The sequence below is a fragment of the Geodermatophilus sp. SYSU D00079 genome, from assembly GCF_054050635.1.
The window spans coordinates 66,473-86,014 of record NZ_JBJGZS010000004.1 but is presented as its reverse complement, the minus strand read 5'-3'; the positions used below and the strand labels follow the sequence as shown (position 1 = coordinate 86,014).

21 protein-coding genes are annotated in these 19,542 nt (G+C 76.7%); 4 read left to right on the top strand and 17 right to left on the bottom strand.

The window, feature by feature from the left end; translation table 11 throughout:
- Positions 1-4: 4 nt before the first annotated feature.
- Positions 5-1,264 carry a geranylgeranyl reductase family protein gene (locus ACI79E_RS05450; RefSeq protein ID WP_456931530.1) on the bottom strand — a complete coding sequence of 420 codons (1,260 nt, stop codon included), beginning with the start codon at positions 1,262-1,264 and terminating at the stop codon, positions 5-7.
- Between the two features lie 208 nt (positions 1,265-1,472).
- Positions 1,473-2,198 (bottom strand): demethylmenaquinone methyltransferase, encoded by a 726-nt coding sequence (locus tag ACI79E_RS05445; RefSeq protein ID WP_456931529.1) that lies wholly within the window; start codon positions 2,196-2,198, stop codon positions 1,473-1,475.
- Between the two features lie 35 nt (positions 2,199-2,233).
- On the opposite strand from ACI79E_RS05445, the gene ACI79E_RS05440 reads away from it, so the two are divergent.
- On the top strand, positions 2,234-3,508 hold the full coding sequence (locus ACI79E_RS05440; RefSeq protein ID WP_456931528.1) for an isochorismate synthase: 1,275 nt from the start codon (positions 2,234-2,236) through the stop codon (positions 3,506-3,508).
- On the opposite strand, the gene ACI79E_RS05435 is transcribed toward ACI79E_RS05440, so the two are convergent.
- The 3 genes from ACI79E_RS05435 to ACI79E_RS05425 form a co-directional block, all read right to left on the bottom strand.
- A complete protein-coding gene (locus ACI79E_RS05435) occupies positions 3,505-4,047 on the bottom strand; it encodes a 2,4'-dihydroxyacetophenone dioxygenase family protein (RefSeq protein ID WP_456931527.1) in 543 nt (180 codons plus the stop codon). The two genes, ACI79E_RS05440 and ACI79E_RS05435, sit on opposite strands and share 4 nt — an antisense overlap.
- 214 nt (positions 4,048-4,261) lie before the next feature.
- Positions 4,262-5,953 (bottom strand): 2-succinyl-5-enolpyruvyl-6-hydroxy-3-cyclohexene-1-carboxylic-acid synthase, encoded by a 1,692-nt coding sequence (gene menD, locus ACI79E_RS05430; RefSeq protein WP_456931526.1) that lies wholly within the window; start codon positions 5,951-5,953, stop codon positions 4,262-4,264.
- Entirely contained in the window at positions 5,950-6,903 is a 954-nt protein-coding gene (locus ACI79E_RS05425; protein ID WP_456931525.1) for an o-succinylbenzoate synthase, read from the bottom strand. The genes menD and ACI79E_RS05425 overlap by 4 nt, the downstream gene beginning before the upstream one ends.
- A 40-nt stretch (positions 6,904-6,943) precedes the next feature.
- Here ACI79E_RS05425 and menE point away from each other — a divergent pair, with 40 nt between their 5' ends.
- Entirely contained in the window at positions 6,944-8,080 is a 1,137-nt protein-coding gene (menE, locus tag ACI79E_RS05420) for an o-succinylbenzoate--CoA ligase (protein WP_456931524.1), read from the top strand.
- Positions 8,080-8,952, top strand: coding sequence for a 1,4-dihydroxy-2-naphthoate polyprenyltransferase (locus ACI79E_RS05415; protein WP_456931523.1), 873 nt, complete (start codon positions 8,080-8,082; stop codon positions 8,950-8,952). The genes menE and ACI79E_RS05415 overlap by 1 nt, the downstream gene beginning before the upstream one ends.
- Before the next feature lie 21 nt (positions 8,953-8,973).
- Here the strand turns inward: ACI79E_RS05415 and ACI79E_RS05410 are convergent, their stop codons facing one another.
- Both ACI79E_RS05410 and ACI79E_RS05405 read right to left on the bottom strand, forming a co-directional pair.
- Positions 8,974-9,291 carry a DUF4229 domain-containing protein gene (locus tag ACI79E_RS05410; RefSeq protein WP_456931522.1) on the bottom strand — a complete coding sequence of 106 codons (318 nt, stop codon included), beginning with the start codon at positions 9,289-9,291 and terminating at the stop codon, positions 8,974-8,976.
- The gene (locus tag ACI79E_RS05405; RefSeq protein ID WP_456931521.1) at positions 9,275-9,775 is read right to left on the bottom strand and encodes an Lrp/AsnC family transcriptional regulator; all 501 of its coding nucleotides are present in this window, start codon (positions 9,773-9,775) and stop codon (positions 9,275-9,277) included. Before ACI79E_RS05405 ends, ACI79E_RS05410 begins: the two co-directional genes overlap by 17 nt.
- A gap of 48 nt (positions 9,776-9,823) precedes the next feature.
- Between ACI79E_RS05405 and ACI79E_RS05400 the strand changes: the two genes are divergently transcribed.
- The gene (locus ACI79E_RS05400) at positions 9,824-10,036 is read left to right on the top strand and encodes a hypothetical protein (RefSeq protein ID WP_456931520.1); all 213 of its coding nucleotides are present in this window, start codon (positions 9,824-9,826) and stop codon (positions 10,034-10,036) included.
- A gap of 51 nt (positions 10,037-10,087) precedes the next feature.
- Here the strand turns inward: ACI79E_RS05400 and ACI79E_RS05395 are convergent, their stop codons facing one another.
- The 10 genes from ACI79E_RS05395 to ACI79E_RS05350 all read right to left on the bottom strand — a co-directional run bounded on the left by ACI79E_RS05395 (position 10,088) and on the right by ACI79E_RS05350 (position 19,484).
- Positions 10,088-10,366, bottom strand: coding sequence for a hypothetical protein (locus ACI79E_RS05395; protein ID WP_456931519.1), 279 nt, complete (start codon positions 10,364-10,366; stop codon positions 10,088-10,090).
- 118 nt (positions 10,367-10,484) lie between these two features.
- The gene (gene ccsB, locus ACI79E_RS05390) at positions 10,485-11,435 is read right to left on the bottom strand and encodes a c-type cytochrome biogenesis protein CcsB (protein ID WP_456931518.1); all 951 of its coding nucleotides are present in this window, start codon (positions 11,433-11,435) and stop codon (positions 10,485-10,487) included.
- Positions 11,425-13,071: a cytochrome c biogenesis protein ResB gene (resB, locus tag ACI79E_RS05385; protein ID WP_456931517.1), complete on the bottom strand. Its 1,647-nt coding sequence runs from the start codon at positions 13,069-13,071 to the stop codon at positions 11,425-11,427. Before resB ends, ccsB begins: the two co-directional genes overlap by 11 nt.
- The gene (locus tag ACI79E_RS05380; protein ID WP_456931516.1) at positions 13,068-13,895 is read right to left on the bottom strand and encodes a cytochrome c biogenesis CcdA family protein; all 828 of its coding nucleotides are present in this window, start codon (positions 13,893-13,895) and stop codon (positions 13,068-13,070) included. The genes resB and ACI79E_RS05380 overlap by 4 nt, the downstream gene beginning before the upstream one ends.
- Positions 13,895-14,473, bottom strand: a complete 579-nt coding sequence (locus tag ACI79E_RS05375; protein ID WP_456931515.1) for a TlpA family protein disulfide reductase — start codon at positions 14,471-14,473, stop codon at positions 13,895-13,897. The genes ACI79E_RS05380 and ACI79E_RS05375 overlap by 1 nt, the downstream gene beginning before the upstream one ends.
- Positions 14,470-15,108, bottom strand: a complete 639-nt coding sequence (locus ACI79E_RS05370; RefSeq protein WP_456931514.1) for a histidine phosphatase family protein — start codon at positions 15,106-15,108, stop codon at positions 14,470-14,472. The genes ACI79E_RS05375 and ACI79E_RS05370 overlap by 4 nt, the downstream gene beginning before the upstream one ends.
- Positions 15,108-16,481, bottom strand: coding sequence for a glutamate-1-semialdehyde 2,1-aminomutase (gene hemL, locus ACI79E_RS05365; RefSeq protein ID WP_456931513.1), 1,374 nt, complete (start codon positions 16,479-16,481; stop codon positions 15,108-15,110). The genes ACI79E_RS05370 and hemL overlap by 1 nt, the downstream gene beginning before the upstream one ends.
- Complete coding sequence (locus ACI79E_RS05360) at positions 16,478-16,966, bottom strand: hypothetical protein (protein WP_456931512.1); 489 nt, start codon at positions 16,964-16,966, stop codon at positions 16,478-16,480. The genes hemL and ACI79E_RS05360 overlap by 4 nt, the downstream gene beginning before the upstream one ends.
- Positions 16,963-17,940 (bottom strand): porphobilinogen synthase, encoded by a 978-nt coding sequence (hemB, locus tag ACI79E_RS05355; protein ID WP_456931511.1) that lies wholly within the window; start codon positions 17,938-17,940, stop codon positions 16,963-16,965. Before hemB ends, ACI79E_RS05360 begins: the two co-directional genes overlap by 4 nt.
- Positions 17,937-19,484 carry a uroporphyrinogen-III synthase gene (locus ACI79E_RS05350; protein WP_456931510.1) on the bottom strand — a complete coding sequence of 516 codons (1,548 nt, stop codon included), beginning with the start codon at positions 19,482-19,484 and terminating at the stop codon, positions 17,937-17,939. The genes hemB and ACI79E_RS05350 overlap by 4 nt, the downstream gene beginning before the upstream one ends.
- Positions 19,485-19,542 lie beyond the last annotated feature (58 nt).

The following is a 19,542-nucleotide window of genomic DNA, read 5'->3' as shown; positions in this document are numbered from 1 at the left end:
TCGGTCAGACCGCCGGCGCCAGTCGGGTGAGGACGGCGACGACGCGGTCGAAGCGGTCGCCGTCCCGGCCGTCGGAGAGGTTGCCCATCAGCCGCAGCGCCGCGTCGACCATCGCCGGCCGCTTGAGGCCGTGCGCGGTGGCGAAGCGGACGAGCCCCGGCCGGTCGAGCAGTGCGAGGAAGGCCATGCCCAGCCGGTGGTGACGGCCGTACTCCTCGGCCAGCCGGGCCGGGTACCGGCGCAGCGCCTCCTCGCGGGCCGGACCAGGCGCGCGGGCCAGGCCCTCGACCGCCGCCTCCGCGGCCATCGCACCGGTCTCCAGCGCGTAGCTGATGCCCTCGCCGTTGAACGGGTTGACGGTGCCCGCGGCGTCGCCGGCCAGCAGCAGCCCCCGGGTGTAGGCGGGCCGCCGGTGCAGCGCCATGGGCAGGCCGGCGCCGCGCAGCGGGGTGGCCGCGTGCTCCTCGCCGAGCCGCCACTCGGGCGGGAGCGTGGCCAGCCACTCGCGCAGCACCGCCCGCGGCTCGGCACCCGTGCCGCGGCGGCGGTCGAGCAGCCCGAAGCCGACGTTGCTGGTGCCGTCGCCCATCCCGAAGACCCAGCCGTAGCCGGGCATCGAGTCCGGGCTGGGCCCGGAGGGCGAGAGGTCGAAGGAGATGTCGAGGTACTCGTCGGAGGTGCGCGGCGAGCGGACGTACCGGCGGACGGCGACCCCGAGCGGCCGGTCCTCCCGGCGGACGAGGCCGAGGGCCTTGCCGAGCCGCCCGGACAGCCCCTCGGCGGAGACGACCAGCGGCGCCCGCCAGGTCACCGGCTCGCGGTCCGGCCCCTGCTCGGCGTGCACGCCGACGACCCGGCCGGCGTCGTCGAGCAGCGGCGCGGTGACGGTCCCCTCGTGGACGACGCGGGCGCCGGCGTCCGCGGCGTGCGCGGCCAGCTGCGCGTCGAGGTCGCGGCGGTTGCGCACCAGGCTGTGGGAGGGCCAGCGGTCCAGCACCGGCCAGTCGACCTCGACCACCTGCCCGCCGCCGGTGACCCGCAGCCCCCGGTGCCGGACCCACCCGGTGGTGTCCACGCCCATGTCGGTCAGCGCCTTCACCCCGCGCGGGGTGAGCCCGTCACCGCAGACCTTCTCCCGGGGGAAGGGGGACTTCTCGAGCACGACGACGTCCCGCCCGGCGCGGGCGAGGTGCCACGCCGCCGAGGAGCCGGCCGGACCGGCACCGACGACGACCACGTCGGCCCGCCGGTCGTGCTCGTCCACCGTGGCCCCCTCCCCTGGAGCGTGGGAGACTTTGTGAATTGCTTCACAAAGTCCGTCGTCCCCACTCTAGGCCTGGGTGTGACCTTGCTGACAAGTCACCCTTCCGGGAGACGCACGTCACGGTTCCGCATCGGTGCCCGCCACCGCTCGCCGGTCGCGGCGGGCCCCTGCAGCGGGGCCCGAGGGACCCGGGGTGCGGTGTGATGCCTCAGGCGCGGGGCTTGCGGCCGCGGTGCAGCGCGACGACGCCGCCGGTGAGGTCCCGCCAGCCGACGTCGGCCCAGCCCGCCGCCTGCAGCCGCGCGGCCAGCGCGGGCTGGTCGGGCCAGGCCCGGATGGACTCGGCCAGGTAGACGTAGGCGTCGGGGTTGCTGCTCACCGCCCGGGCGATCCGCGGCAGCGCCCGCATCAGGTACTCGGTGTAGACGGTGCGGAACGGCGCCCAGGTGGGGCTGGAGAACTCGCAGACCACCAAGCTGCCGCCGGGCCGGGTCACGCGGGAGAACTCGCGCAGCGCGGCGTCGGGGTCGGCGACGTTGCGCAGGCCGAAGGAGATGACCACGCCGTCGACGCTCTGGTCGGCCAGCGGCAGGGCCATCGCGTCGCCGGCCACCTTGGGCACCGGGCGGCTCGCCCCGGCCCGCAGCATGCCCTGGGAGAAGTCGCAGGCGATCGCGCGGACGCCGCCGGCGGCCAGCTCCACCGTGGACACCGCCGTCCCGGCCGCGACGTCGAGCACCGTCTGCCCCGGGCGCGCACCGAGGGCCTCGCGGGTGGCCCGCCGCCAGGAGGCGTCCAGACCACCGGAGAGCACCGTGTTGGTGAGGTCGTAGCGCCGGGCGACCCGGTCGAACATGGCCGCGACGTCGGCCGGCTGCTTGTCCAGACCGGCCCGCGACCCCGCGGTGTGTGCGCTCTCTCGCCGGTCTCCCACGGCGGCGACGCTACCGGGCTGCCTACGCTGGAGCCGTGACAGCGGCCGCCGTGACCTCCCGGGACGCCGTCACCCCTCTCGTCACCACGACGCCCCTGGCCGACGTCCCGGCCCTGCTGGACCTCCTCCCCGCCACCGGCGCGCTGTCCTGGGTGCGCCGCGGCGAGGGCCTGGTCGGCTGGGGCGAGGCCGCGCGGCTGGAGGTCTCCGGGCCCACCGCGCTCGCCGAGGCGGCCGACTGGTGGGCCGGGTTCAGCGCCGGCCTCGCCGTCGACGACCCGATCGGCGTCCCCGGCTCCGGGCCGGTCCTCTTCGCCGGCATCGCCTTCGACCCGGCCGCCGGGACGTCGGTGTTCGTCGTCCCCGAGGTGGTCGTCGGCCGGCGCGACGGCGTGGCGTGGACGACCACCGTCGGCGACGTCGACCCCGCCGACGTGCTGGCCCCGGCCCCGGCCGCGGTCCCCGCCCCGCTGGGCCGGCTGCGCTACGCCGACGGCGCGCTGGACCCTGCGTCGTGGTGCGCGACGGTCGAGGCGGCCGTCGGGCGCATCGCCGCCGGCGACCTGGAGAAGGTGGTGCTCGCCCGCGACCTGCTGGTCACCGCGGACGCCCCGCTCGACCCGCGGTCGCTGCTGGCCCGGCTGGCGGCCCGGTTCCCCGACTGCTGGACCTTCGCCGTCGACGGGCTGCTCGGGGCGACCCCGGAGCTGCTGCTGCGCCGCACCGGCCGGACGCTCTCCTCCCGCGTGCTGGCCGGCACCGCACCGCGCGGGGCCGGCGCCGACGACGACCGGCTGGCCGCGGCGCTGCTCGGCTCGGCCAAGGACCGCGCCGAGCACGCCCTCGCCGTCGACTCGCTGGTGCGCGCCCTCGAGCCCTACTGCGCCACCCTCACCGCGCCCGCGGAGCCGGAGCTGCTGACGCTGGCCAACGTGCGCCACCTGGCCACCGACGTCACCGGCGTCCAGGCGCGCGGCGGGGCCCGCGGCCGGGCCGGGCTGCTGGAGCTCGTCGGCGCGGTGCACCCCACCGCCGCGGTCTGCGGCACGCCCACCCCCGCCGCCGCGGGGCTGATCGCCGAGCTCGAGGGGATGGACCGCGGCCGCTACGCCGGCCCGGTCGGCTGGCTCGACGCCCGGGGCGACGGCGAGTTCGGCCTCGCGCTGCGCTGCGCCCAGCTGTGCGACGACGACCCGGCCACGGCACGGTTGTTCGCCGGCTGCGGGATCGTCGCGGGCTCCGACCCGGCCGCGGAGCTCGCCGAGACCCAGGCCAAGTTCGCCGCGTTCCAGACGGCGCTGGAGAGCTAGCGCAGCAGCCGCTCCACCGCCGCGGCGCCCAGGCCGACGCGCTCGTAGTGCTCGCGGGCGAGCTCGAGGTAGTCGTAGGCGTCGAACGTGCCGTTGGGCTGGCCGTCCTCGTCGAGCCAGATCAGCGGGCCGGTCACGTTGAAGTGCACCCGCATCGGCTCGTCGGACTCGTGGGCCACCAGCGTGTGCGCCTCACCCGGGGTCTCGTAGACGAAGGTGCCCTTGGTGGCCACCCAGTCGTGCTCGAGGTAGCTCCACCGCCCCGACAGCGTGTACCCGAAGACCTGGTGCGGGTGGTAGTGCCGGTTCACCAGCCCGGCCTCCCGCGCCCAGAGGACGTCGGCCCACCGGTTCTGGGTCAGCGAGATCCACAGCGGCCGTGAGCCGACGGTGTCCGACAGCGGGATGAAGTACCGCTCGTCGTCGTCGAGGGTGTCGGGCAGGAAGATCTCGGGTGCGGCGTCCTTGCGGAAGACGTTCTCGATCGGCTTGATGTCCCGCCAGAACTCGCGGCCGGTCTCGGGCTCGGGACTCACCATCGCAGGCTCCTCCAGCACGGTGGGATGAGGCTCCCAGCGTGCTCCGCCGGCCCACCGGAGGCCACCGTCCAGCGCCCGCCACGACCCGCCAGCACCGCCACGACCCGCACCACGAGGTCCAGGGGCAGCGGGTCGCGGTGCGGGAGGTGCATCGCGTCCTCGGCCCCCGCGGGCAGCCCGGCCGGGTACTCGTCGACGGTGGTGGGCGCGGCCGTCAGAGCCCGGCCAGTGCCTCGGTCGCGGCGGCACGCAACCGCCGGGCGAGGTCGGCCTCCGCCCGTTGCCCGGTGCGGACGACGACCACCCGCGGCCCGCCGGCGGCCACCGCGGCGGCGAGGTCGTCGGGGCGCTCGACCCGGACGGCGGGCCAGCCCAGCGCCGCGGCCACGGCGACGAGGTCCCGCCCGTGCGGGGTGCCGAACACCCGCCGGTAGCCGGCCTCGTACTGCGGCTGCCCCGGCTCCAGCTGGGCGAAGATGCCGCCGCCGTCGTTGTCGGGCACGACCAGGGTGAGGTCCGGCTGTGGCTCCCCCTCCCCGCCCAGCAGCCCCTGCAGGTCGTGCAGGAACGTCAGGTCACCCAGCAGCGCGACGGCGGGGCCGCTGCCGGCCCGCTGGTGCACGAGCGCGGCGCCCACGGCGGTGGACACCGTGCCGTCGATGCCGGCGACGCCGCGGTTGGCCAGCACGGTCACCCCCGCCCGGGGCACGGCGAGCCGGTCGACGTCGCGCACCGGGGTGGAGGAGCCCAGCACCAGCAGCGCGCCGTCGGGCAGGCCGGCGACCAGGTCACGGGCCAGCCGGGCCGCGGTCAACCCCTCGGCGGCGTCCAGCAGCGCGTCGACCGCCGTCCCGACCCGCGCGGCCGCGGCCGCCCACCGCCCCCGCCACGCGGCGTCGCCCGGTGCTCCGCCGGCCGGCAGCGCGCCGACGGCGGCGGTCGACCGCCCGGCGTCGGCCCAGCGCGGAGCGGCGGCGACGGTCTCGACCCGGACGCCGGGATCGGCCAGCAGCGCCGACACCGGCCGCGACAGCGTCGGCCGGCCCACGACCAGCACCCGGTCCGGGCGGTGCGCGGCCAGCCACTCCGGCGCACCCAGCAGCAGCGCACCGCCCCGCACCGACGCCGCCCACGCGCCGCTGGACGGCTCGGCGACCACCGGCCAGTCCTGCGCGGTCGCGAGCGCGGCGGCGGCCCGGCCCAGCGCCGGGGGCGCGTCACCGACGACGACCAGCGTCCGCGCCGGGCCGGCGTCCCCCACCGGGGCGGGGGACGGCGCGGTCGCGGCCGTCCACGGCGCCCCGCCCGGCCGCCCGGCCCACGGGCCGGTCAGCTCGGCGACGGCGCCGTCGGGCAGCAGCGGCTCGCGGAAGGGCAGGTTGAGGTGCACCGGGCCGGGGTCGCCCGACAGTGTGCCGCGGGCCGTCAGCAGGGCCTTGGCCACCAGCGAGCGCCAGTACCGGTTCTGCGCCGCCTCCCGCCCGGTCTCCGGCACGCCGACGTCGACCGCGGCCCGCACCGCCCGGCCGTACAGCCCCGGCTGGGCGATCGTCTGGTTGGCGCCGGTGTCGCGCAGCTCCGGCGGGCGGTCGGCGGTCAGCGCCAGCAGCGGGACCCCGGCGGCGTCGGCCTCGAGGACGGCGGCGTGCAGGTGCGCCGTCGCCGTCCCGGACGTGGTGAGCACCGGCACCGGCCGCCCCGACGCCTTGGCCAGGCCCAGGGCGAGGAAGGACGCCGTCCGCTCGTCGATCCGCACGTGCAGGGTCAGCCGGCCGGAGCGTTCGGCCTCGACCAGTGCCAGCGCGAGCGGCGCCGAGCGGGAACCGGGGGCCAGGACGGCGTCGGTGACCCCACCGCGGACCAGCTCGTCGACGAGCACCCGGGCGCAGGCGGTGGAGGGGTTCACGCGGCCACCACCGCGGCCAGCCGGTCGCGCCAGCGCGCCTCGGTGGCAGGGTCGGCGGGCACGGCGGCCAGCCGGTCGGGCTCGGGTCGCACGACCGGCAGCACGCCGTCCACCGGCAGCAGCGGCGCGCTGGTGACGTCGCCTTCGAACAGGGCGACGGTGGCCAGGCCGCAGGCGAACGGCAGCTCCGGCAGCGCGGCGGCCAGCGCGACGCCGGCGGCGATGCCGACCGAGGACTCCAGCGCCGAGGAGACGACGCAGGGCAGGCCGTGCGTCTCGGCCACCCGCAGCGCGGCCCGCACGCCCCCCAGCGGCTGCACCTTGAGGACGACGACGTCGCACACCTCGCGCAGGTCGACCCGCAGCGGGTCGGCCGAGCGGCGCACCACCTCGTCGGCGGCGACCGGGACGTCGACCCGCCGGCGCAGCGCGGCCAGCTCCTCCCGCGTGGCGCACGGCTGCTCGACGTACTCCAGACCGACGCGGTCCAGGGCGCGGATGCGGGCCACGGCGGTGTCGACGTCCCAGGCCGCGTTGGCGTCGACGCGGATCGCGCCGGCCGGGCCCAGGGCGTCGCGCACCGCCTCGACCCGGGCCTCGTCGTCGGCCGGCGTCTGCCCGGGCTCGGCGACCTTCACCTTCGCGGTGCGGCACCCCGACGCGGTGACGATCGCGTGCGCCCGCTCGGCGTCGACCGCCGGGACGGTCACGTTGACCGGCACGGCGGACCGCACCGGCGGCGGCCAGCCGTCGACCGCGGCCTCCACGGCCGCGGCCCACCAGCGGCGGCTCTCCGCGACGTCGTAGTCCCAGAACGGAGAGAACTCCCCCCACCCGGCCGGGCCGTGCACCAGCACGCCGTCACGGACGTCGATCCCCCGGAAACGGGTGCGCATCGGCACCGACCAGACCCGCACCTCGCCGGGCGGCGGCTGGGGTGCATCGGTCACCGGACCAGCCTAGATCGGGGCCGCAGTAGCCTCAGGACCCGTGGCCCGGCACCTGACCCTCGTGCCCGCGCCCGCCGATCCCCTGGCGCTGGTGCCGCACCTGCGCGCCGCCCTCGACGGCACCGCCCCGCTGGCCGTGCTGCCCGCCGGCCCGCCCGCCGCGGTCCAGGCGGCCCAGCGGGTGCTGCGGCCGCAGGAGCCCCTCGAGCCCGGCGCCGACCTCGTCGTCGTCACCTCCGGCTCCACCGGCGGCGGCCGCGGGGTGCTGCTGTCCGCGGCCGCGGTGCGCGCCTCGGCCCAGGCGACCCTGCGCCGGCTGGGCGGGCCGGGCGCCTGGCTGCTGGCCCTGCCGGTGTCGGCGATCGCCGGGCTGCAGGTGCTCTGCCGGTCGGTGCTCGCCGGCCGGGAGCCGACCGTGCTCGCGCCGGGTGAGCCGCTGGCCGCGGCGGTCGCCCGCATGCCGGACGGGCCGCGCCACACCTCCATGGTGCCCACCCAGCTGCGCCGGTACCTCGCCGCCGAACCGGACGCGCTGCGGGCCTTCGCCGCGGTCCTCGTCGGCGGCGCGGCCACCGACCCGGCGCTGCTCGCCCGTGCCCGCGACGCGGGCGTCGCCGTGGTCACCACCTACGGCATGACCGAGACCGCCGGCGGCTGCGTGTACGACGGGCAGCCGCTGGACGACGTGCGGGTCCGCGTGACCGACGGTGGGATCGAGCTCTCCGGGCCGGTGCTCGCCCTCGGCTACCGGCTGGACCCCGGGGGCACCGCCGCCGCGTTCGCCGACGGCTGGTTCCGCACCCGCGACGCCGGCAGCCTCGACGCCACCGGGCGGCTCACCGTGTCCGGCCGGCTGGACGACGTGGTCGTCACCGGTGGGGTGAACGTCGCCCCGGCCGCGGTGGAGGCGGCGCTGCGCGAGCACCCGTCGGTCGCCGACGCGGTGGTCTTCGGCCGCCCCGACGACGAGTGGGGGCAGCGGGTGGTGGCCGCCGTCGTCCCGGCGCCCGGCGCCGAGCCCGACCTCGCCGTGCTGCGGCCGTGGGTCGCCGACCGGCTCGGCGCCCCGGCGGCCCCCCGGGAGCTGCACCGCGTCACCGCCGTCCCGACCCTGCACACCGGCAAGCCCGACCGCCGCGGTCTGGCCGCCTCGATCGCCTCCGGGAGCGCGCCCTGATGGCCACCCCCACCCAGTGGCTGGCCGGCGCCCGGCCGCGCACGCTGCCCGCCGCCGTCGCGCCGGTGTTCGTGGGCACCGGCGCGGCCGCGGCGCTCGACGGCTTCCGGTTGGTCCCGGCGCTGCTGGCCCTGGTCGTCGCGCTCGCGCTGCAGGTCGCGGTCAACTACGCCAACGACTACTCCGACGGCACCCGCGGCACCGACGCCGTGCGGGTCGGACCCATGCGGCTGGTCGGCTCCGGTGCGGCCACGCCGCGGCAGGTGCTCCTCGCCGCGGTGCTGTCCTTCGCCGTCGCCGGGGTGGCCGGGCTGGCGCTCGCTGCGCTGTCGAGCTGGTGGCTGGTCGCGGTGGGTGCGGTCTGCATCGTCGCGGCCTGGACCTACACCGGGGGCCCGCTCCCCTACGGCTACCGGGCGCTGGGCGAGGTCTTCGTCTTCGTCTTCTTCGGCCTGGTCGCCGTCGTCGGGACGACGTTCGCCCAGACCCGCTCGGTCGACGCGCTGGCCGTCGCCGCGTCGGTGCCCCCGGGCCTGCTGATCGTCGCCCTGCTGGTGGTCAACAACCTGCGCGACATCGAGGGCGACGCCGCGGTCGGCAAGCGCACGCTGGCGGTGCTCATGGGCGAGCGCGGGACCCGCGTGGCGTTCGCGGCGCTGCCGGTCGTCGCCTTCGCCGTCGTGGCGGCCATCGGCGTCGTCCGGCCGTGGGCGCTGCTCGGGTTGCTCGCCGTCCCGCTGGCCGTGCCGCCGGTGCGCACCGTCCTCAGCGGCGGACGGGGGCCGGCGCTGATCGGCGCGCTGGGCGGTACCGGCCGGGTCACGCTGGTCACCGGCGTCCTGCTGGGCGCCGGCCTCGCGCTCAGCGGTTGACCCCCGCTGCGGGGACCCCGCTCAGGCCTCGTCGCCGGCGAGGCGGGCGTCGAGGTCCCGCCTGGCCTGCTGGCGGGCGAGGCTGCGGGCGGCCAGCCCCTCGGTGAGCCGCTCCCGCGACGGGCGCAGCAGCAGGTAGGACACCGGCATCGACAGCAGCAGGCCGAACAGCGCGCCGGACCAGAAGTCCAGGCCCACCCACCACAGCAGCAGCACCAGCGCGGCGGCGATGGCCAGCCGGCCGACGGTGTAGACGACCAGCCAGGGGGCGATCCTCGGCGGCGCCGCCGGCCCGCCCGTCGGCGCCCCCGGCACCGTCGGCTCAGCGTTCTCGGCCATGGCGGCCCTCCCACTTGGTACTCAGGACGACGGTGGTCCGGGTGCGTGCGACGCCCCGGATCCTGTTCAACGCGCTGATGGTGGACTCCAGTGCCGGGATGTCGGTCACGCGGACCTTGAGCACGTAGCCCTCGGCCCCGGCGACCCGCCAGCAGTCCTCGACCTCCGGCATGGCGCGCAGCGCGTCCTCGATGCCGGTGTCGTCGACGGCGTCGCTCTCGATGACGCTGATCAGCGCGGTGACGTCGAGGCCCACGGCCGCCGGGTCGACGACCGCCCGGTAGCCCAGGATGACACCGGCCGACTCCAGCTTGCCGACGCGCTCGTGCACGGCCGGTGCGGAGAGCCCCACCTGGCGGGCGAGCTCGGCGTAGCTGGCCCGCCCGTTGGCGCGGAGCAGGTCGATCAGCTGCCGGTCGACGGCGTCGATGGTGCTCTCCCCTCCCGTGGCGCTCCAGTGCCGCGGTCGAGTATCGCCGCGCACGTACTGTGGAGTGCACTCGGGCTCGACTCGGTGGAGGGGGAGATCGCCATGGCGTTCCTGGTGGTGCTGGTTCTGGTGGTCGCCGTGGTGGTGCTCGTCATGCGCGCGACGGCGGCGGGCGGCCCCGGTGGGAGGGGTGTGCGGCCCGCGGGGCGTCCGCGGCCGACGCGCAGCGGTCCTCCGCTGGCGCCCGACGACGACCCGGAGTTCCTGCGCGAGCTGGAGCGGCGCGCACGGCGGGACGACGGCTCCCCCGCGTGAGCAACGGCCCCGCCCTGAGCCTGCGACGGGCGGGGAGGACGGGGTCCTTCCTCAGGCGGCCCTGAAGAAGCGCCGCCAGCCGCGGGGGCGGGCCGGGCGCGCGGCCTCCTCGACCGCCGCTGCCTGACGGGCCGGGGTCGCCGTCATGCCGCCGGGCCAGCCCAGGCCCTCGTGGGTCGTCGACCCGCCCGGCCAGCCGAGCCCGCTCTCCGTCGCGTCGGCGCGCAGCGCACCGTGCCGCGCGGCCGGCGCCCCCGCCGGTCGCCGGGCCAGCGCCGCGGCGACGACCGGGTGGACCGCGGCGCCGTCGGCGGCCGAGTGCCTACCCACGGCGGACCGCCCAGTTCAGCGTCATGCGCGCATGGAAGCACGCGGCGGTGGCTGCCGTCACGCTGCCGGGCACCGGAACGGTGAACGTGTCCCCCGGTCGGAGGGGCCGCCGGGAGGGTCAGCTGACGCCGGCGTAGCTGTGCAGGCCGGTGGACACCATGTTCACGTAGAGCAGGTTGAAGATCATCACGACCAGGCCCACGACATTGACCCACGCCGCCGGGCGCCCGCGCCAGCCCGCCGTCGTCCGGGCGTGCAGGTAGCCGGCGTAGACGACCCAGGCGATGAAGGCCCAGGTCTCCTTGGGGTCCCAGCCCCAGAAGCGGCCCCACGCGCTCTCGGCCCAGATGGCCCCGGCGATGACGGCGAAGGTCCAGATCGGGAAGCCGAAGACGGCGGTGCGGTGGGCGACCCGGTCCAGCGTCGCCGCACCGGGCAGCCGGGACAGCACCGAGGTGCCGGCGTCGTCCCCGCGCGCGTCGTGCCGGACGCGCAGCAGGTACAGGACGCTGGCGATCCCGCTGACGAAGAAGACCCCGAACCCGATGATCGCGGTGCTGACGTGGACGGCGAGCCAGCTGGACCGCAGCGCGGCGACCAGCGGACCGGCCTCGGCGTACAGGAACAGCCCGATCGCGACGAGGCTGAGCACCACCGGCGCCAGCACGAAGGCACCGATGCCGCGGACGGCGGGCATCCGCACGGCCAGCACGAGGAACGCGACCACGCCCACCAGGACGACGGCGGTGGCGAACTCGTACATGTTGCCCCAGGGCAGCCGGTCGGTGGCCAGCCCGCGGGTGACCAGGACGCCGGCGTGCGCCACGGCGCCGAGCCCGGTGACGCCCAGGCCCACCTGCGCCCAGCGGGAGGCGCGCGGGGCGGCGGCGGGCACCGGCGCGTCGGGGCTCCCCGGAGCGCCGACGCCCGCCCCGACCAGTTCCCGGGCGGCCGGACGGCGGCCGAAGGCCAGCTGCGCGGAGAACGCGACGACGGCGACCGAGTACAGCGCGACGGCGATCGAGAACAGGGTGTCCGACAGGTCGGCCAGCGACTGGTCAACGGTCACTCGGGGGAGCCTCCGGTTCCGGTGCGGCCCCGACGGACGACGGGGCGGGGGGCTGGGGGGACCGCGCGGCCAGCGCCGTCGTCAGCCGGTCGGTCAGCTCGGCGAACCGGGTGGCGCTCTCGCCGCCGCCCCGGGTCAGCGAGCCGACCGTCAGCACGGTACCGCCGCCACCTGGGGCGGGGCCGACGCGGGCGAAGACGCGCTCCCGGCGCAGGAGCAGCAGGGCCAGCAGGCCGAGCAGCAGGCTGATGGCGGCGGCCAGCACCCACACCTGCCCGGGGTCGTGGGAGAACTGGAGCGCGGCGAACTGGGCGTAGCCGTCGAAGGTGACGACCGTGCCGTCCTCGAGGGTCAGGGACTCCCCGACGGCGAGGTTGGCCCGGCCGGCCTCGGTGAGCCGGCCCCGCTCGATCTGGCTCTGGTCCAGGGAGTACACCGACTGCGGCAGCCCGGAGTCCAGGCCCAGGTAGCCGCGGTAGGCGATGACCGCCACCTCGGGGTTCAGCGGCCGCGGGTCGATCGAGGTGAGGATGCCGCCCTGCAGCACCCCGGTGGGGGCGAAGAAGCCCTCGAGGGCCAGCTGGTCGTCGGTGCCGGCGCCGAGGTCGGGCAGCTTGAGCGCGCCCTGGCTGGACATCGTCGCCTGGTCCGCGGGCAGGAACGGTGCCGAGACGCCCTCGAAGACCTGCCCGCCGGGGAGGGTGACGGTGAACCGCGGGCTGTAGCCGTGGCCGGTCACGTAGACCCGGTCGCCGTCGACGCGCAGCGGGTCGTTGACGCCGATCGTGGCCGACCGGCCGTCCTCGCCGGGCGCGCCGTAGGTGATGTCGGCGGTGTACGAGGAGGCGGTGAGGTCCTCCTCGTACTCGGCGCGGAAGTCCTCGAGGTCCACGCACAGCGGGGTGAGGTCCGCGCCCTCCACCAGCGGGCCGGCCGAGTAGGTGTCGTACTGCTGGAAGGAGTTGCAGAACCCCTGGCCCTCGGTGACCAGGATGCTGCCCTCGTACCCCCAGAGCTTGCCGCCGGCCAGACCGAGCAGCAGGGCGACCAGGGAGAGGTGGAACAGGATGTTCCCCGACTCCTTCCAGAAGCCCTTCTCCGCCGACAGCTCGGGCCCGGCCGCGGTCTCCCGTCGGACGACGCGGAACCGGCCGACCCGCAGCTCCTCCTCGACCACGTCGAGGGCGGCCGCCCCGGGCAGCGGGGTGGTCAGCTCGGCGGAGTCGGGCAGCCGCAGCAGCCGGCGCGGCGCGGGTGGCGGGGCCGCGCGCAGCGCCCGGACGTGTTCTGCCAGCCGCGGGACGACGCAGCCGATCAGCGAGATGAACAGCAGCAGGTACACCGCGGCGAACCACGGCGAGCTGAAGACGTCGAACAGGTACAGCCGGTCCAGCCACGGGGCGAGCGTGGGGTGGTCGGCGAAGTACTGGGTGACGTTGTTCTGGCTCAGCGAGCGCTGGGGCAGCAGCGACCCGGGGATCGCGGCCAGCGCCAGCAGGAGCAGCAGGATGATCGCCGTCCGCATGGCCGTGAGCCGGCGCCACCAGCGCAGCCACAGGGCCAGGGCGCGGGAGCCGAGGGAGGGCGCGGGCGGCTGCGGCGCCGCGTCGGGGCGCGGCGGGGCCTGGGTGCTCACAGGGCCGACTCCCCGAAGCCCGTGGTCGCCAGCCAGGAGCGCAGCCAGCCCATCATCTCCGTCCACGCGCCGGTGACCAGCAGGACGCCGACGACGACCAGCAGCGCGCCGCCCACGCGGGTGACGGTGCGGGCGTGCCGGCGCAGGAACGACGTCGCGCCGAGCGCCCAGCGGGCGCCGAGGGCCACCAGGACGAACGGCACCCCGAGGCCGAGGCAGTAGGCGACGCCCAGGAACGCGCCGCGGCCGGCGGTCGCCTCGACGTAGGCGAGGGAGTTGACCGCGGCCAGGGTCGGGCCGAGGCACGGCGTCCAACCGAGGCCGAAGACGATGCCCAACAGCGGTGCCCCGGCCAGCCCGGCGACCGGGCGGGCCGACAGGCGGGCGGTGCGCTGGAGGAACGGCAGCCAGCCGAGGAAGGCCAGCCCCATGACGATGGTGACGACCCCGAAGACCCGGGTGAGCACGTCGGCGTGCTGCAGGAGCAGCCGGCCGAGCCCGCCGAACGCCGCGCCGAACGCGACGAAGACGGCGGTGAAGCCGAGCACGAACAGCAGCGCCCCGAGCACCATGCGGCCGCGGGTGGAGCGGTCGTCGGTGTCGGTGCGGACCGCGGTCGCCGTCCCGCCCGAGCCGGTCCCGGGGGTCGCGGGCGCCGTCGTGCGGGCGCCGGCCCCGGCGAGGCCGGTGACGTAGGACAGGTAGCCGGGCACCAGCGGCAGGACGCACGGCGAGGCGAAGCTGACCAGCCCCACCAGGGCCGCGACGGCGGCGGCGACGAGCAGCGGGCCGTCGGTGACCAGGCCGCTGAAGGTCTCCCCCATCAGCCCTCCTCCGCCAGCAGCAGGTCGAGGACCGCGCGCAGGTCCTCCTGGGCGACCTCACCGGTGTAGACGGCGGCGACCCGGCCGTCGCGGTCGAGCACGATGGTGGACGGGATGGCGTTGGCCGGGTAGTCCCGGAACGCCAGCGCCACCTCGCCGCGCGGGTCGTACAGCGAGGGGAACTCGATGCCCTCGCTGTCGACGAACGCCTGCGCGAACTGCTCGCTGGTCTCCTTGACGTTCAGCCCGAGGAACGTGATGCCCTGGTCGCGGACGTCGGCGTAGACCTCCTGGAACTGTGGCGTCTCCACCCGGCAGGGCGGGCACCACGAGCCCCAGAAGTTGAGGACGGCGATCTCCCCGGCCAGCTCGGCCGAGGTGAAGTCGCCGCCGCCGAGGAGGGTGCCGGAGAAGTCGGGGGCCGCGGCACGCTCGTCCGGGGGGATGACCTCACCGGCCGGGGTGCCGGCGACGAAGCGGAACTGGCCGCCGTTGTTGACGTCGACCGCGGAGGAGCCGGTGGAGCAGCCGGCGAGGAGCAGCGCCCCGGCCAGGACCCCGAGCAGCCGGCCCCTCATGCGCCGGGGACCGCGTCGGGGTCGGTGGCGCCGGCGGGCTCGGCGTAGGACAGCCCCACGAACCGGTCGCCGTCGTAGGTCAGCGAGGTGACGCTGGCCAGGCCGCACTGCCGGCGCCGCGGGTCGTGGGCGTAGCGGCGTCCCTCCAGGTGCAGCCGCAGCGTCCAGATCGGCAGCTGGTGGCTGACGCAGACCGCGGCCGACCCGCGGGCGGCGTCGCGGGCGGCCTCGACCGCGGCGAGCATGCGGGCGGCGATCTCCACGTACGGCTCGCCCCAGGAGGGCCGGAACGGGTTGCGCAGCTTCCACCAGTGCTGCGGCTGGCGCAGCGCGCCGTCCCCGACGCCGACCCGCAGCCCCTCGAAGGCGTTGCCCGCCTCGATCAGCCGCTCGTCGACGGCCACCGGCAGGTCGAGGGCCGCGGCGATCGGCGCGGCGGTCTGCTGGGCGCGCTCCAGCGGGCTGGACACCAGGTGGGTGATCGGCCGGCGCTGGTCGAACCACTCGGCCGCGGCCCGGGCCATGGCCTCGCCGGTCTCCGACAGCCGGTAGCCGGGCAGCCGCCCGTAGAGCACCTTCTCGGGGTTGGACACCTCGCCGTGCCGCAGCACGTGGACGACGGTGGTCTCGGCCATCAGGTGCTCACCCCGGCGGGGTCCTCGGCGGCCGGTGCGGCGGCGAGCTCGACCTCGGCGGCGGCGCGGGCGGCGGCCGGCAGCGCCTCGAGGACCCGCTCGACGGCCTCGTCGTCCAGGGCGGCGTTGACGAACCACGCCTCGAACGCCGACGGCGGCAGGTACACCCCGCGGGCGAGCATGGCGTGGAAGAAGGCGGTGTAGCGGGCGGCGTCCTGCGAGCGGGCGTCGTCGTAGTCGCGGACCTGCCGGCCGTCGGGCACGAAGAAGACCGAGAACATCGAGCCGGCCTGCTGCACCCGGTGCGGGACACCGGCGGAGAACAGGGCGGCGCTGGCCGCCCCGCGCAGGACCCCGGCCACCTCGTCGCAGCGGGCGTAGACCTCGCTCGTGCAGTGGCGCAGCGTCGCCAGGCCCGCGGCGACGGCCACCGGGTTCCCCGACAGCGTGCCCGCCTGGTAGACGGGGCCGGCCGGGGCCAGGTGCTGCATGAGGTCGGCGCGGCCGCCGAACGCGGCGGCGGGCAGCCCGCCGCCCATGACCTTGCCGAAGGTGAACAGGTCGGCGTCGACCGGGTCCAGGCCGTACCAGCCCGACCGGGACACCCGGAAACCGGTCATGACCTCGTCGACGACCAGCAGCGCGCCGTGCGCCGCGGTGATGCGGCGCAGCTCGGCGTTGAACCCGTCCAGCGGCGGGACGACGCCCATGTTGCCGACGGCGGCCTCGGTGATGACCGCGGCGATCCGGTCCCCGCGCTCGGCGAACACCGCCTCGACCGCGGCGACGTCGTTGTAGGGGACGACGACGGTGTCGGCGGCCGCGCCGGTGGTGACGCCCGGGGTGTCCGGCAGGCCGAGGGTGGCCACACCGGAACCGGCCGAGGCCAGCAGCGCGTCGACGTGGCCGTGGTAGCAGCCGGCGAACTTGACCACCAGCGGGCGGCCGGTGACGCCGCGGGCCAGCCGGACCGCCGAGAGCACCGCCTCGGTGCCGGAGTTGACCAGCCGGACCTGCTCGACCGGCGCCACGCGGGCGATGATCTCCTCGGCCAGCTCCAGCTCGCCCTCCGTGGGCGCCCCGAAGGACAGGCCCCGGCGGGCGGCGGCGGTGACCGCCTCCACCACCGCCGGGTGCGCGTGGCCGAGCAGCAGCGGGCCCCAGGAGGCGACCAGGTCGACGTAGCGGCGTCCGTCGGCGTCGGTGAGGTAGGCCCCGGAGCCCTGCGCCATGAACCGCGGCGTGCCGCCGACGGCGCGGAAGGCGCGCACCGGGCTGTTCACCCCGCCGGGGGTGACCCGCTGCCCGCGGGCGAACAGGCCGGCCGACGTGGGGGCCTCGTAGTCGTACGGCGTGGAGTCCAGCGAGGTCACGGCCCCAGTGTCCCCTTCGTTCCTGTGGAGCCGTCCGGGGTGTCCGGGACGGCGGCGAGCAGTGCGGTGGTCAGCGCGGCCGGGTCGCGGGTGGGCACGAGCACGGTGCGCCCGTCGGTGAGCCGCAGCGGCAGCCCGGCCCGCCCGCGCGGGACCGACCAGCCACCGCCGAGCACCGGGGCGCCGGCGTCCACCCCCGCCGTCCCCGCGCCGACCGCGCGCAGGTGGGCGGCGTCGACGTCGGCCAGCGGGACCCGCTCACGGCCGACGGTGAGCGCCTCGTCGTCCACCCGCAGCGTCCAGGCGCGGCGGGCGGAGAGGACCCCGGCGGCCACCACGCCGAGGACGGCGAGCGCCACGAGCACGGCCACCACCGGCGGCACGCCCGGGCCGGGCAGCGCCGGACCCAGGACGGCGAGGAGCCCGAGGACCCCGGCGACCAGCCAGAACGGCCGCCAGGAGCCCCCGGGCTCGACGTGGTTCACCGGAGCCAGCGCGCCGCTTCCACTGCCCAGTAGGTCAGCACGGTGCCGGCACCGGCCCGCCGGATGGCCGTCAGCGTCTCCAGGACGGCCCGCTGCCGGTCGACCCAGCCGTTGGCGGCGGCCGCCTCGACCATCGCGTACTCACCGCTGACCTGGTAGGCGCTGACCGGGACGTCGACGGAGTCGGCGACGCGGGCGACGATGTCCAGGTAGGGCAGCGCGGGCTTGACCATGACCGCGTCGGCGCCCTCGGCGAGGTCCTGCGCGACCTCGCGCAGCGCCTCGTCCACGTTGGGCGGGTCCATCTGGTAGGTCGAGCGGTCACCGAACTGCGGCGCCCCCTCGGCGGCCTCCCGGAAGGGCCCGTAGAAGCCCGAGGCGTACTTCGCGGCGTAGGCCAGGATCGGCACCTCGGTGAACGCGGCGCCGTCCAGGCCGGCGCGGATCGCCGCGACCTGCCCGTCCATCATCCCGCTGGGGGCCACCAGGTGGGCGCCGGCCTGGGCCTGGGCGATCGCCACCGCCGCGTAGCGGTCCAGGGTCGGGTCGTTGTCGACGACGCCGGCCGGTGTCACCACCCCGCAGTGCCCGTGGTCGGTGTACTCGCACAGGCACAGGTCGGCCATGAGCACCAGCTCGTCACCGAGGTCGGCGCGCAGCTGCTGGAGCGCGACGTTGACGATCCCGTCGGCGGCGTCGGCCTGCGAGCCGACGGGGTCCTTCTCCGACGGGATGCCGAAGAGCATCAGCCCCGAGATGCCGGCCTCGGCCGCCTCGTGGGCGGCCTTGCGCAGGGAGTCCAGCGTGTGCTGGACGACGCCCGGCATCGAGCTGATCGGCACCGGCTCGCCGATGTCCTGCTTGACGAACACCGGCAGCACGAAGTCCGCCGGGGCCAGCCGTGTCTGGGCGGTCAGCCGCCGCAGCGCGGGGGTCGACCGCAGCCGGCGCCCGCGGGCGAACCCGGCGGTCACCTGTCGCCCCCGTCGTCGGCCTCGCGGAGGGACTCGGCGTACTCGGCGAGGGCGTCGACCAGCGGCGCGACGGCGGCGGTCTCCGGCTGGACGTCGACCCGCAGGCCGAACTCCTGCGCGGTCGCGGCCGTCTGCGGGCCGATCACCGCGACGACGGTCTTGGCGTGCGGCTTGCCGGCGATGCCGACCAGGTTGCGCACCGTGCTCGACGAGGTGAAGCACACCGCGTCGAAGCCGCCGCCCTTGATCGCCTCGCGCACCGAGGCGGCCGGCGGAGCGGCGCGGACGGTGCGGTAGGCGGTGACGTCGTCGATCTCCCAGCCGCGCTCCTTGAGGCCGGCGGCGAGGGTCTCGGTCGCGATGTCGGCGCGGGGCAGCAGCACCCGGTCGATCGGGTCGAGGACGTCGTCGTACTCGGGGAAGTCGGCCAGCAGGCCCTCGCTGGACTGCGGCCCGGTGGGCAGCAGCTCCGGCACGATGCCGAAGGCGCGGACGGCCTCGGCGGTCTGCTCGCCGACGCAGGCGACCTTGACCCCGGCGAAGGCGCGGGCGTCGAGGCCGAGCTCGGCGAACTTCTCCCGCACCGCCTTGACCGCGTTCACCGAGGTGAACACGATCCAGCCGTAGCGGCCGGTGACCAGGCCCTTGATGGCGCGGTCCATCTGCGCGGGGCTGCGGGGCGGCTCGACGGCGATCGTCGGCACCTCGACCGGGACGGCACCGTAGGCCCGCAGCCGGTCGCTCATCTCGCCGGCCTGGTCCTTGGTGCGCGGCACCAGCACCCGCCAGCCGAACAGCGGCCGGCTCTCCCACCAGGAGAGCTTGGCCCGCTTGTCGACGGCGGAGCCGACGGTGGCCACGACCGGGCCGGTGACGGCGTCCAGCCCCGCGTTCTTCTCGGCGACCGCGGCGAGCTTGGCGACCACGCTCTTCTGCCCGGTGCCCGACCCGCCGGTGGTGACCACGACGGGGGTGGCGCCGGACAGGCCGCCCTCGACCAGTCGCGCGGCGGCGTCGGGGAGCTCCTCGGCGTTGCCGGACAGCACCAGCGGCGCGTCCAGGCTCTTGGCCGCGGCGGCCAGCGCCGCCAGGTCGGCCTCGCCGCCGCGCAGGTCGGCGCTCAGCGCGGTGCCGCCGAGGGCGACACCGGCGAACGCCGGCACGGCGGTGGCCGGGGCGACGCCGGGCACGACGTCGAAGCCGACCGAGGTGCGGCCGACGGCCAGCACCTCCTTGACCACGGCGTCGTCGGTGAAGGGGTCACCGGCGACCAGGCGGACGACCGTGCCGCCGTTCTTGGCCGCGGCCACGGCGGCCTTGGCCACCTCGGCCGGCTCGCCGACCGCGGGGGTCAGCTCCAGCTCGGGGCGCTCCTCGCGGACGGCGTCGTGGATGGCCGCCGGGACGGCGGTGTCGACGAGGACCGTGGTGGCCTCGCGCAGCGCCGCGGTCGCCCGGGCGGTGAGCATCCCGGGGTCGCCCGGGCCGGCGCCGACGAAGACGACCTTGCCGGCCGTCCCGTTCTGCTTGCGGAAGCGCGTCATCGCGTGCTCCTGTTCCTGGCCCGTGAGGGCTGGTGTGCGGGGGTCGGGGAGGCCGGGG

What these genes read in the sequence shown, in the direction of transcription:
- ACI79E_RS05435 (WP_456931527.1), bottom strand. Translation starts at nt 4,047, where the DNA reads ATGGTGAGTCCCGAGCCCGAGACCGGCCGCGAGTTCTGGCGGGACATC.
- ACI79E_RS05415 (WP_456931523.1), top strand. Translation starts at nt 8,080, where the DNA reads ATGGCCACCCCCACCCAGTGGCTGGCCGGCGCCCGGCCGCGCACGCTG.
- ACI79E_RS05410 (WP_456931522.1), bottom strand. Translation starts at nt 9,291, where the DNA reads ATGGCCGAGAACGCTGAGCCGACGGTGCCGGGGGCGCCGACGGGCGGG.
- ACI79E_RS05400 (WP_456931520.1), top strand. Translation starts at nt 9,824, where the DNA reads ATGGCGTTCCTGGTGGTGCTGGTTCTGGTGGTCGCCGTGGTGGTGCTC.
- ACI79E_RS05380 (WP_456931516.1), bottom strand. Translation starts at nt 13,895, where the DNA reads ATGGGGGAGACCTTCAGCGGCCTGGTCACCGACGGCCCGCTGCTCGTC.
- ACI79E_RS05375 (WP_456931515.1), bottom strand. Translation starts at nt 14,473, where the DNA reads ATGAGGGGCCGGCTGCTCGGGGTCCTGGCCGGGGCGCTGCTCCTCGCC.
- ACI79E_RS05370 (WP_456931514.1), bottom strand. Translation starts at nt 15,108, where the DNA reads ATGGCCGAGACCACCGTCGTCCACGTGCTGCGGCACGGCGAGGTGTCC.
- ACI79E_RS05350 (WP_456931510.1), bottom strand. Translation starts at nt 19,484, where the DNA reads ATGACGCGCTTCCGCAAGCAGAACGGGACGGCCGGCAAGGTCGTCTTC.